General features: G+C 67.9%; 10 protein-coding genes and 1 tRNA gene. 8 read left to right on the plus strand and 3 right to left on the minus strand.

Annotated features, from left to right (window positions below):
* The first annotated feature begins 4 nt into the window (after positions 1-4).
* From CYJ26_RS08455 to CYJ26_RS08470, 4 genes are all read left to right on the plus strand, one after another.
* A complete protein-coding gene (locus CYJ26_RS08455; protein ID WP_180950875.1) occupies positions 5-1,423 on the plus strand; it encodes a sensor histidine kinase in 1,419 nt (472 codons plus the stop codon).
* Positions 1,420-2,160 carry a response regulator gene (locus CYJ26_RS08460; RefSeq protein ID WP_006549258.1) on the plus strand — a complete coding sequence of 247 codons (741 nt, stop codon included), beginning with the start codon at positions 1,420-1,422 and terminating at the stop codon, positions 2,158-2,160. The genes CYJ26_RS08455 and CYJ26_RS08460 overlap by 4 nt, the downstream gene beginning before the upstream one ends.
* Positions 2,161-2,428: 268 nt before the next feature.
* The gene (locus CYJ26_RS08465; RefSeq protein WP_006549257.1) at positions 2,429-2,848 is read left to right on the plus strand and encodes a PadR family transcriptional regulator; all 420 of its coding nucleotides are present in this window, start codon (positions 2,429-2,431) and stop codon (positions 2,846-2,848) included.
* 16 nt (positions 2,849-2,864) lie between these two features.
* Entirely contained in the window at positions 2,865-3,902 is a 1,038-nt protein-coding gene (locus tag CYJ26_RS08470) for a hypothetical protein (protein ID WP_141560528.1), read from the plus strand.
* A 94-nt stretch (positions 3,903-3,996) separates the two neighbouring features.
* Here CYJ26_RS08470 and CYJ26_RS08475 read toward each other — a convergent pair whose 3' ends face one another.
* On the minus strand, positions 3,997-7,146 hold the full coding sequence (locus tag CYJ26_RS08475) for a VaFE repeat-containing surface-anchored protein (RefSeq protein ID WP_034236078.1): 3,150 nt from the start codon (positions 7,144-7,146) through the stop codon (positions 3,997-3,999).
* Between the two features lie 271 nt (positions 7,147-7,417).
* Between CYJ26_RS08475 and CYJ26_RS08480 the strand changes: the two genes are divergently transcribed.
* Entirely contained in the window at positions 7,418-7,810 is a 393-nt protein-coding gene (locus CYJ26_RS08480; protein WP_006549254.1) for an NUDIX hydrolase, read from the plus strand.
* A 106-nt stretch (positions 7,811-7,916) separates the two neighbouring features.
* On the opposite strand, the gene CYJ26_RS08485 is transcribed toward CYJ26_RS08480, so the two are convergent.
* Complete coding sequence (locus tag CYJ26_RS08485; RefSeq protein ID WP_006549253.1) at positions 7,917-8,372, minus strand: PIN domain-containing protein; 456 nt, start codon at positions 8,370-8,372, stop codon at positions 7,917-7,919.
* A 621-nt stretch (positions 8,373-8,993) separates the two neighbouring features.
* Between CYJ26_RS08485 and CYJ26_RS08490 the strand changes: the two genes are divergently transcribed.
* The 3 genes from CYJ26_RS08490 (at position 8,994) to CYJ26_RS08500 (ending at position 10,520) form a co-directional block, all read left to right on the plus strand.
* Complete coding sequence (locus CYJ26_RS08490) at positions 8,994-9,662, plus strand: tyrosine-protein phosphatase (protein WP_081449208.1); 669 nt, start codon at positions 8,994-8,996, stop codon at positions 9,660-9,662.
* Positions 9,663-9,982: 320 nt separating this feature from the next.
* A complete protein-coding gene (locus tag CYJ26_RS08495; protein ID WP_006549251.1) occupies positions 9,983-10,249 on the plus strand; it encodes a type II toxin-antitoxin system RelB/DinJ family antitoxin in 267 nt (88 codons plus the stop codon).
* Positions 10,250-10,253: 4 nt separating this feature from the next.
* Positions 10,254-10,520: a Txe/YoeB family addiction module toxin gene (locus CYJ26_RS08500; protein WP_006549250.1), complete on the plus strand. Its 267-nt coding sequence runs from the start codon at positions 10,254-10,256 to the stop codon at positions 10,518-10,520.
* Positions 10,521-11,384: 864 nt separating this feature from the next.
* Here CYJ26_RS08500 and CYJ26_RS08505 read toward each other — a convergent pair.
* Positions 11,385-11,458: transfer RNA gene (locus CYJ26_RS08505), tRNA-Met, on the minus strand.
* Positions 11,459-11,591: the final 133 nt, after the last annotated feature.

Genomic DNA, 11,591 nt, shown 5'->3' on the forward strand with positions numbered 1-11,591 from the left:
GCCGGTGAGTGATGAGGTCAGGCAACGCGTCCGCCGGTGCCGGGACCGGCTCGTTGTGTCCCGCGCGGCACGAGCCGCGGCAGGCACCTGGCCCGGCTGGCCCGAGGTTGCGGCAGCCACGCTCGTGGTCTACGTCAGCGCATGGAACGGTCCTGACACCGAGACCACCGGTCTGGCTGCCCGCCTGGGTCTGGCTGCGGCCGAAGGCCTCTTCGTCTTCCTCGTCCTCGTGTGCGCCCTGGCGATCCTGGCACGCCGACGGGTACCTGGCGTGAGCGTGTGCGCCCTGGGCCTGGTGTGCACGGTCCAGGTCCTGGCCTGGGACAGGCTCTCGCTGACGGTGGTCCTCGCCGCTCTCCTCGCCGCACAGACAGCCACCAGCCGGGTTGGGCGTCCCTGGTCCTGGGTGCTGCTGACAGCCGGTTACCTCGGGGCAGGAACCGGAATCCTGCGCGTGGGCTACCTGGGCGGCGGGCAGAACCTGGAGTCCTTCCGAGCCGGGGTTCTCCTGGCCACCTCCTGGTCCTTCCTGACGGTGGCTGCCCTGACGGGGCTGCTGCGTCGTCGGGCCCGCGAGCGCCGCGAGCAGGCCGCCGAGCGGATCGAGCTCCTGCTGGCGCAGCGCGACGCCGAGCGGGCCCTGGCGATCGCCCGCGAGCGCCAGCGCATCGCGCACGAGGTGCACGACGTCGTCGGCCACAGCCTGGCCGTCATCGGCATACAGGCTGAGGCCGCCCGCGTGGTCATGCCTGCCAGCCCCACGCGGGCCGACGAGGCCCTGGAGGTCATCGCGCAGACCAGCCGCCGTGCGATCGACGAGGTCCACACCCTCGTGGACGTCCTGCGGGCTGACGACGCCGCGGCGCCTAGGGCGCAGAGCCAAGCCGACAACGCCCAGGCCGACGCTCCGGGCTCGCCCCTCCTCCCACCACGCCGGCTCCCGGCCGACAGACCGGTCCCCACGGCGCAGACTCGCGTCCTGACCACTGCGACGCCGGACGCTCCAGGCCTGGAAGGGCTGGTACCTCTGGTCTCCACGCTGCGCGGCACCGGCCTGCCAGTGTCCGTCGACCTTCACGACGCCCTGGCCTCGCCCTGCCCGGCCACGGTCGCTCAGTGCGTCTACCGGGTCGTGCAGGAGGCGACGACCAACGCGCTGCGCCACGCCCCGGGCGCTGCGATCTGCGTGAGCGTCCGCGGGGCCAACGACCAGCTCGAGGTCCGCGTCGCCAACGCCGCACCGGCCCGCAAGGCAGGTCACCGTGCGCACGCCGGGCACGAGGTCGCGCAGCGTCAGGGCGCTGGCCTGGAGACCATGGCGGCCCGCGTGGGCGACCTGGGCGGGAGACTGAGTGCCGGCCCGCTCGCCGAAGGGTGGGTGGTGGACGCCACGATCCCGTTGAGCGGTGCGGGAGAGCGATGAGCGTCATCCGTCTGGCCCTGACCGATGACGAGCCCCTGCTGACCGCAGGGCTCGCCATGATTCTGGACGCCCAGGACGACATGGAGGTGGTCTGGCAGGCCACCAGCGGCGCCCAAGCCCTGCGTCAGGTCCAGGATGAGCAGGTGGACCTCCTGCTGCTGGACGTCCAGATGCCCGGGATCGACGGCATCGAGACCACACGGTGCCTGACGTCGCAGGGATGGGGCGGCAAGGTCGTTATCTTGACGACCTTTGACACCGACGGCTACGTGCTGGGCGCTATCGAGGTGGGCGCCGCCGGTTTCCTGCTCAAGAGCACCCCGCCGCAGGAGCTGCTGGCAGCGATCCGGACGGTGCACGCCGGGGACTCAGTCATCTCTCCAGGTCCGACGCGCCGGCTGCTGGCAGCGGTGCGCGGTGGCGCCAGTTCTCTCCACGCGGCGCCGGCCTCCGCCCTCCACAGCGACCCCGGGCAGGTGATCACGGCGGAGGGTACGCCGCCTGCGGACCTGTCTGGACTGACGCACCGGGAGCGGGAGATCCTGCGGCTCATCGCCCTGGGGCTGAGCAACCAGGAGCTGTGCGACCGTCTGTGGCTGTCCATGCCCACGGTCAAGACGCACGTCTCGCACCTGCTGGCCAAGACCGGCGCCAGGGACCGCGTGCATCTGGTACTCACGGCGCTGCGCTGTGGCGCGGTGCGGTTTGACGAGGTGCTGACGCTGTCCGTTGCGTAAAGCGTTCTGCCCGGAGCGGCACCAGCCGGCCGACGACGAAGCCCGAGACTGCCTGGCACGCGCGCAGCCTGACAGCAGGGGCGTAGCAGCCCCGTGAGCTAGCACCGTCATGAGCCGCTCACCGTCGCCTCGGACCGCCACAGGCAGACCGACGACGGCATCTGGCTAGGAAAAAAGCCCAGGTGCCCGAGATCAGCGTCGCGTCATGCTCATTCGTCCGCCAAGCAGCTATATAGGCAATCTGACTACTCATCTTTACTATCTAGTAATGTCACCTGAGATCGTCCGGGGCCACACCACCGAGGGCTACCCTCCCGCGTGGCTCCGAGGCTTCCTCCCGGCCGCGGTCCTCGCCGTCATCGCCCGCGGCCGCACCTACGGCTACGCCATCACCCAGGCGCTGGAGGCGGCAGGACTCGGGCACATCAAGGGCGGAGCGCTCTACCCCGTACTCACCACCTTGGAGAAGGACGGGCTCGTGGAGGTCACCTGGGTCGCGGGCGACGGCGGCCCGGGACGCAAGATGCTCACCCTGACCTCCGCCGGCCGCCGCCAGCTGGAGACCTACTCCAGGCAGTGGGTCCAGTTCACCGGCGCCGTCGGCACGCTCCTGCTCGCCCCAACCGAGACATCCCTCTCACCCTCCCCCGTCCTGCACGCTGAAGCGCCGGACCACGATGCTCACTGACACCCGGGAGCCGATGATGACTGACAAGGACCGTCCTGACCTCAGCGCTGCCGACCATGCCTGGCTCGACCGCCTCACCCATGACCTGGTCCGCCGGGACGAGCTGAGCACCGCCACCGCCGTGCGCCTGAGCGAGCAGCAGCGCGAGGCCCTCCTCGCCCTGCGGGCCGAGGAGCGCGCCGAGGGCGCCGAACCCACCGACGTCACCGAGCTGTTCGGCTCTCCCACCGATGTCGCAGCCCAGCTCGCTGGCGAGACCGACGACAAGGAGGCACGCGCTGCGCAGGAGCGTCAGGAGGCCGGGGTCGTGGCACAGGTCTGCTCCGCCATGCTCCTCGCTGGCGCCTACTTCGTCCTCATCTGGCCCTTCAAGATCATCCTGTCCAGCAAGGAGATCCACTTCGGGCTAGAGCACGCACTCGCCTTCGCCGGGCTCATCGCCATGATGGGCGGAGTGGGGTCCGCCGTACGCACGGCCCTGCGCGGCCTAAGAGCCCTCGCCCTGCAGCGGGCCAGCGTCGCGGTCCTCGGGCTGGCGGTCTTTGTGTGTGCCGTGACGTCGAGCGGCTGGTGGCGAGGGTCGGGATGGCTGGGAGTCCTCTACGGCGCGGTCCTCGTCGCTGTCGGCTGGCGCTACGTGGACTGGGACCGCGAGGACCACTCTCGCCACGCCCGCCACGGCAGCTCTGAGCAGTGGTACGCCGAGCTGGACCGGCGCCTGGCCGTCTCTCAGATGGTGGACCGCCCCGTACGCGATCGTCTGGTTGACGAGACCCGCGCTCTGGTCGGCACCGCTGACCCCTGGGAGGAGATCGGTGCCCCAGGCTGGTGGGCCCGGCGACTGGTGCACGAGGGCGAGGAGGCTCACGTCTCCCACGAGCGCCGTTCCGGTCGCCTGCTCCTTGTCCTCGGGCTGCTGGCCGGCCTCGCGGCACTCGTGAGCTGGCTCTGGAGCAGCTGGTCCGTTGCCACGGCCTGGACGCTGTTGGCACTGCAGCTCTGCGTCATCGGTCTGACACGGCTGCGAGGCGCCGGCCGCAGGCGCATGAGCTAGGCAGAGCCTGCGAAGCCGCTCTTGCCTCCTCCCCACCAGGCTGGGCCCAGGCCTGCGCCGAGGACGTCCCTCGCAGGCCTGGGCCCGTCCCGTCTCAGCGACGGGTCCGGCTCAGCACCGTGCCCGAGCCAATGAGGCCGGCGGCAGCCAGCGCCACCAGCGCCACGGTCGCGCCGGTCTGGACCAGGGGCGGCAGGGGCTTGATCACGTGGACGGTCTGCGCGGCGTCGTCGAGGTCCTCGTGAGAAGCCAGGATCACCTGGCTACCTGGCTCGTAGACCCGCTCGAAAGCGACCAGCCGATGGTCGGCAAGCGTCCTGGCGTCAAAGGAGAAGCTGACGACCGCGCAGTCCGTGGCCGAAGAGGGCGTGAAGCTGGCCGAGGCGACCACCTCCTGCCCCTCCTTCCCGGTCAGCGGCTTGCCGGTCTTCTTGTCCATGAGCCGTCCCTGGACCTCATAGGTCCGCCCCGGCTCGAAGGTCGTCACGTTCTTGGGACACACCCTGTCCTCCAGCACCACAGGGCCGGGCGAGACCTCGTGGTCGCCGTCGGAGGAGTCCGTGAGCGTCGTCCCCACCTCGGGAACCAGCGCGCCCGTGACGGTCTGGCCCTCGTCCTCGATGTCGGTGTGGACGGCCACCGTGCGCCCGTCCAGGGTCACGTTCTCGAACATGACGATCGTCTTGCCGTGCAGCAACCGCGCCGGGATCCTCACCTCCACCACCGCGCAGTCAGACGGACCCGACGGCGTCAGCTGCGCCTGGCCCGTGAACGGACGGCCGTCATCATCCATGATGGGTTGGCCTGTCTCCTTGTCCATCGCCCGGGCCGTGAGGGTATAGGTCTTACCCACCTCCAGGGGCTTGCCCTCCTTCTGGCACACCTGGTCGGCAATCGTCACGTCCCCGGTCGCCGGCAGGACCTTGTCCCCGTCAGCCTTGTCACTCGCCGTCGTCTCGATCTCAGGCTGGACCGGCGGCGGCGCGACGACGTACTGCTCGCTAGCGTCCTCGACGGAGGAGGAGTAGGCCGCCGTGCGATCGTCCCCGGCGAAGTCCGTGACGAAGACGTAGGTACCGGGCAGGGCTGCGCCGTCGTCATCCTTCTTGACCTTGAAGGAGGTGGAGCCGACGTGGAAGTAGGTGCCGTTGCGCGCCGGGACCTTGACCGAGGCAATGAGCTCGGCCCGAGCCCGGTTGGCCTCGGTGACCTCCTGACCGTCAGGGAAGAAGAGCAGGGACTGCGTCATCTCCTTCTCATCGGCTTTGAAACCCATCCCTCCCTCAAAGTCACCGTGGTTGGAGGGGAAGCCCTCCACAAAGAGATCGTCAGAGAGGTACTCACCGCTCTTGGTGGCGTGGACCTGGATGGAGGAGTCAATCGTCGTGCGGTACACGGTGGAGGTGGTCTCCTCGGCCACGCCGTAGGAGTCGGCCCATCCAGAGGCGATCCAGCGCCCGTGAGCCGCCTGGTCCTCAGCCTGGACCTGCCACACCCAGGTCAGGAAGCCGGGGGCGACACTCTGGTCCAGGCAGGCCTGCACCTCCTGGCCCGGACCAGACGCGGTCACCTTGACGCTGCCGAGAGCCCTCGCCTCGGCCGGCACCTGCTCGGCGGTGACGGGCAGCACCTCCGGGTCGAGGCGGTAGGCAGTGGCCGTGTAGACCACCGGGACGTAGACGCCGTCGTCAAAGGAGTCGGCCGAGACCAGGCGGGTCCACTCCCCGTCCCGGTAGCTCGGGTCAGCCGCCGGGGTGAAGGTGTCGCACGGTGGTTCCTCCGGCTGGTTGACCTTCCAGCTCGAGACGTGCGAGGTCCCCAGGGGGCGGAAGTCGAAGTTCTCGCTGCTGGTCTCCTCAGGCAGTCCGTAGCCGTCCAGCCAGTCCGCAGCCACGTAGGACTCGTAGGCCCCTTGGTCGGCCTTGCGCACCTCCCACACCCAGGTGACAAAGCCCCTCTTGCCCAGCTCCAGCGAGGCCTCAAGGCTCTGATCGGGACCGGTGGCCGTCGCCGTGACCTCGCCGATCTTCTCCGCTCCCTGCGGCACCCGGTCCGTCTGGGCCGGACGAGTACGCGACCAGTAGGCGGTGGCGCGGTAGACGACGGGCACCGGCTGGCCGGCGTCGGTCATCCAGTGCGGATTGACGTAGGAGGTATCCGTGGCCGTGGTCAGGGTGTCATTGATGGCGCCGTCGGCATTGACCTCCACGGTGTGCACCTGCGAGGTGCCCAGAGGCTGGAAGTCGTAGTGCACGCGAAAGGGGGTTCCGGGCTGCTCAATGTCCAGCATCTCAATGCTGGCCTGCGGACCGCGGGTGATCATGTCCTGAACGGAGCCGTCATTGGCGTAGTAGCGCAGGACCTGACGCGGCACGCTGAAATGCGCCGAGTAGCTGACCTCTCCGTTGCCCGTCGCCGTCCAGGCCAGCGAGATCGGCTCCATGCCGGTCACGCCGGCCCAGGTCCCAGTGCCGGTGGTGTCAAAGACGGCTGGCCCCACCAGGGTGACCGTGACCGGGACGCCAGGAATCAGGCTGCCGTCAGTGTTGGTGGAGGCGATGCCTCCCACCTGCCCCGTCCGCACCGCGTCCTCACGCTGCGCCCCACCCGTGGCGAAGCTCTGCGGCGTCGACACCCGCGACTCGGCGGCGTAGGCCTCCGCCAGGGCGTAGGCCGAGGGGAACTTGGCAGGAATCTCGGCGATGATGCCCGCAGCCTGCGGGGCGACGTCATAGTTCGCGTGAGCCAGGATCGCCAGTGCGGCTCGGGAGTCGGCAGTGTCCACCGGCTCGTACTTGGTCAGGAGCCAGTACATCTGGGCGGGAGCGACCTTGAGCGAGGGCGCGGTGTCTCCTCGCTGGACCTGCTCGGTCAGCTCTCTGGCGTCCGCCATCTGTGCGTTGGCCTTGATCGGCACCGGCCCGAACTCGATGCACCAGTTGAGCACACCCGGCGTCACGGGGTCCGCGTTGGCTCCGAGCCAGTGATAGGTGCCGGAGGAATCATAGAAGGGGTAGCCCTCGCCGGTGTTTGGCGGGATCTTGGTGACCGCGGCCTGCGCTGGGGAGCGCAGCCCCAGGTCCTGGCCGAGCGGCAGGGCGCTCATGCCCGCCATGGCACTGGCCATGAGCGCGACCGCCGCGACGAGAGCACTGGCACGCCGCAACCTGTCAGGTCCCGGTAGCATCGTCCCCAGCCGTGAGCGGCGTGCTCCAGGCACGCGCGTGGTGGTCGTCTTGGCCATCTCCGTCTTCCTTTCGTGAGGATGGGTGAGAGACCCCGGTGCGCGAGCGTCGGTTTCCTAGGCCAGCAAGGCTCGCGTTCCGGGGCGTGTGTAGTCCGGTGTGCCGCTCACGGCACTCCTCGATGAGCCCGTGCCTCCGACGATAGGTGACAGCGGCGTTCCGCTCGTCCAGCCGTCCACACCCCCATTCCTGGCGTTCGTCTCCTTCCCTCCTGTGGAGCCCGAGCGCGAGCAGAGGTGACTGTTGGGGCGGCTGATAGGGTCACGAGCCGTGGGTCAGGAGATCATCGTCAGTGCCGTCATCATCCGTGACTGCAATGGTCGGCTCCTGACCGTGCGCAAGCGTGGAACACAGCTGTTCATGTTCCCCGGAGGCAAGCCCGAGCCTGGTGAGACTGCCTCCCAGACGGCGGCGCGCGAGGCCCGCGAAGAGCTTGGGATCGCCATCGATACCGAGGACCTGCAGCCACTAGGGATCTTCACCGCGCCCGCCGCCAATGAGGAGGGCTACGTGGTCCTCGCCCACGTCTTCAGTCACCCGTACGTGGATGGGGCGCAGCCGGCACATGAGATCGCCGAGCTGCGGTGGACTGACCTGACCGCGCCCTTACCGCAGGACCTGGCACCGCTCACACGCGTGGTGATCCCTGCCCTGATCAGCTAACCCCTGTCACGATCCCGGGCAACTTGCCCAGGCACCCCTCCACTCGCCCTGCCGCCCCGCGAAACCACCAGGCGCTCACCGCGACCACGAGTCGCACGCCAAGGAATCACCCGGGATCCTGACACCGCGTGTCTCCTACCGGCACCGCCGCCGACCAGGCGTGACACGATTCGGACGCACCGGCATCCCCGGACGGCGAGACCCCAGAGCTCGGCTGTGACATGCGCACGGGGTTGGGGCCGGTGTAGTCGGTGAGGTCGCGGATGCTCAGGAAGTCACTCTCCTTGAGGAAGTGGCACCACGGGGCCTGGGTGCCCTCGAACCGCAGGCGTCGACCACCGGACCAGCAGGCCAGCTCGACGTGGCAGGGGGTATCGGCGTAGACCAGTTCGATAGCAGGCGGGATGTCCTTGTCGCTGGTGAACACGATGGCGGCGTCGATGTTGCCCAGCATCGCGTACTTGACGACGTTGACGGCCAGGGCGACGTCGATACCCTTTTCGGCGGCAGGCTGGCTCGGCCACTGCGGCGGGTACTGGAGGTTGCTGCGCACGACGGTCACACCGGTGGCCTCCCAGTCGGCGGTCTGTCGGTCGTTCGCTCGGGCAGAAACCGCCTGCCGGGTGGGGTTGGGCGCCCTCGGTAGACGCGGGTCTCGACAAGCTCACTAGGACGCTGGCGCCGACTGACGAGGAACTCAGCGGTCTTCTTGGGCCAGATGTGGCCCTCGTTGGTGTTGAAGCAGCGCTTCGCCCAGCCTGCGACATTCTGGTAGTCGAAGAAGACAGCGACCCGATCCATGGGACCTCACTAGAGAAAAAACCCCGCCAATCCCGAAGGATGGCGGGGCAGAATGCGGCAGCTATAAGCACCCATGATCTGCCCCTGCAAGCCCTCGACAGCGGGCCGCGGCTAGGGCGATGTCAGGCCGGCTCCCGGCCGTCGGAGGGCAGGCATTTTGGGCAGAGTTTGTCGTCGCGTGTCGCGGAGTGTCCGTTAACGACCGTTTGGGGTCACGGCGAGCCACCTTGTCGGATTTCGTCAAGGTGCGGGCGTGATCCTCTGCGCTCGCTAAATGAGCGTGACAGTGCTTTTCCACCGAGAAGCAGACTTGTTCGTACTTGGAACGAGGGATGGCATTACCTAGCGTTGGGCGGGTGAGAGAGCTTGTGTAGGATGAGACATCCCAAACCTTCGAGACCTGGACGGAATCCGCACGTCAGCGGGCGTGACACGGTTCGGGCGCGTCGCCAGAGGCCCGCGCCGCGAGCGTCTGGACGCCGAGGGATGGGCCGCGGCGAGGGACTGGGGGCTGGCGACGGTCGTCGATCTGCGCTGCTCCTATGAGATCGGGTGGCGCCATGGGGACCCGGCACCGGTCGACATTCCCGACATGACAGTGGTCAACGCACCGACCGAGGACCATGACGACGAGGAGTTCCGTCGCGCGTGCTTCCCGATCCTCGATTCCCCGGAGTGCTGGACACACAACCTGCGGATCCTGCCCGCTCTCGTGCGCACCACGCTCGAGGCCATCGCTGCCGCCACACCCGGTGTCCTGGTCCACTGCAGCGCGGGCCGGGACCGTACCGGCATGGTCACCGCGCTCCTGCTCGCCAACGCAGGCGTGGTGCCCGACCTGGTCGCAGACGACTACGAGCTGTCCGTGCGAGCCGTGGCCGGTACCGCGAGCCATCAGCCCACCCACGATCGGCAGTCAACGTGGACCCAAGCACAGGCCGACGCCTGGACTGCGCAGGTGCGTCCCCACGTTACCCACTTCGCCCATGCGGCGCCGGCGCACCGCCTGCCGGTCCTCAACCACCGCGCCGTGTCCACCCTCACCAGGTAGGGCCGAGCAGGCGGAGCTGGGCGAGCTCATCGCCTGGGCTACCAGCACACACACTCAGGCCGAGGCCGCTAGCGGTAGCGACAGCGCGTTGCGCCGCCGGACCGCCTGGGGACAAGGACGTCCCAGTACGGAGCCTGACTGTGTCCACATGTGCCAGATGTGCAGTATTTGCACCCAGACGAATATGTCGCCAATCACACCTCAGTTTGACGTCTGAACCACACCCGCGTACTCCGCGACCCGCGGAGGCCTCACGCCGACATGTTCTTTACACTGAGGGGCGGACGCTTTACGATTCGCAACGAAGGAGAGGTGATCGCATGACAACACACACCGTCAATGTCAACTTCAAGGTCGACCCTGACCTGAAGGCCCAGGTCGAGGAGGTCGTGCGAGAGATGGGCCTGACCATGACCACCGCCCTGACGGTGTACATGCGCAAGATCGCTATGGAACGCCGCATCCCCTTCGAGATCACCGCCGACCCGTTCTACCACCCCGCCAATATCGCCCACCTGGAGCACCTGAAGACCGAGCTGGACGCTGGACGCCTGCCCCTGTCCGACCACGCCCTCATCGAGGAGTGACGCGGTGGCGGACCGGACCCTGACATGGGCCCAGGCAGCCTGGGACGACTACCTGGCCTGGCAGCAGCAAGACAGGAAGACCCTGCGCAAGATCAACGCACTCATTCGCGACACCATGCGGCACCCCTTCGAGGGCACCGGCGCTCCCGAGCCGCTGCGAGGGAATCTGACGGGCCTGTGGAGCCGGCGCATTGACAAGGCCAACCGCCTCGTCTACCAGGTCCGTCAGGACACCATCATCATCCTCGCCTGCATGGGGCACTACAGCTGATCCTCCACACCAGCCCCTCCTTCCGCGTCGCCCTCGGGTCAGGCCGCCTCGGCCGACTGCTCCAGGAGCTGAACCACCTCTTCGTGACGCTCCTGGCCTCCACCGTCCTAGGTGTACTGATCGCGGAGGTTGGTTAAGCGGGTGATGGGTGGCTTGTTGTCACAGGCTGACAGTGCCTGGGTTGGGAGGGCACATCCCTTGATGCCTCCGGCCGGCCAGCGCCCGCCTCCCCGCCGGCGCGGCAGTCTCTGAGCCACCACACCGTGCAGACAGCACCGCACAGCGGCGACCCAGCCTGCCTGCAGACTCATGAGCGAGCAGCAGTACTCGCCTCGCACTCACCACAGCCGTGCCTCTTGCCCTACCAGCTCGCCCGCAGACGCCGGCGACGCGGCCGAAGCAGCGGATGATGCGGAGGCCGATGTCGGTGTGAGCAGTCGTTCAATCTCCTCACGCGGAAACCGCTTCCGCCCGGTAGGCAGCGTGACAGCCTGGATCAGACCATTACGAGACCAACGCCACAACTGTGCCCAGCTCAAGCCAGCCCAAAGAAGAGCAGCAGCTCCGAGAACGACTTTGATGTCGCAGTCGGCTTCACGGTGCAGCAGTACCTATTCACAAGGCGGATGACTCGCTCACACCTGGGAGAGCTCCTTGGCCTACCAGGGCCAAGCATCTCAAACCGCCTACGCGGCAAGATCAAGTGGACCGGCGAAGACATTGCTCTCACTGCATCAGCACTCGGTGTAGCCCTCACTGATCTGTATCCAGTCCGCATGGATGACGGTTCGTGGGTTCCCGCTCAGTTCGTGCCCGGGCAGCAGAAAGCCCCGGCACCTGCTGGTGCCGGGGCTCCCTCTCTCGTAGCGGGGACAGGATTCGAACCTGCGACCTCCGGGTTATGAGCCCGGCGAGCTACCGAACTGCTCCACCCCGCGTCGGCGAAAGCAATACTAGGCGCGCCCACTCCCCCATTTCAAACCCGTACCCCGTGCCTTTACTCACCCGCGTGTGAGCCAGCCCCCCCCCGGGTCTCATCGGCTTGTCCGGACAGAACGACGGCGCAACAAC

Origin of the sequence: Actinomyces urogenitalis, assembly GCF_002861525.1 — a bacterium.
GTDB classification, from domain to species: domain Bacteria; phylum Actinomycetota; class Actinomycetes; order Actinomycetales; family Actinomycetaceae; genus Actinomyces; species Actinomyces urogenitalis.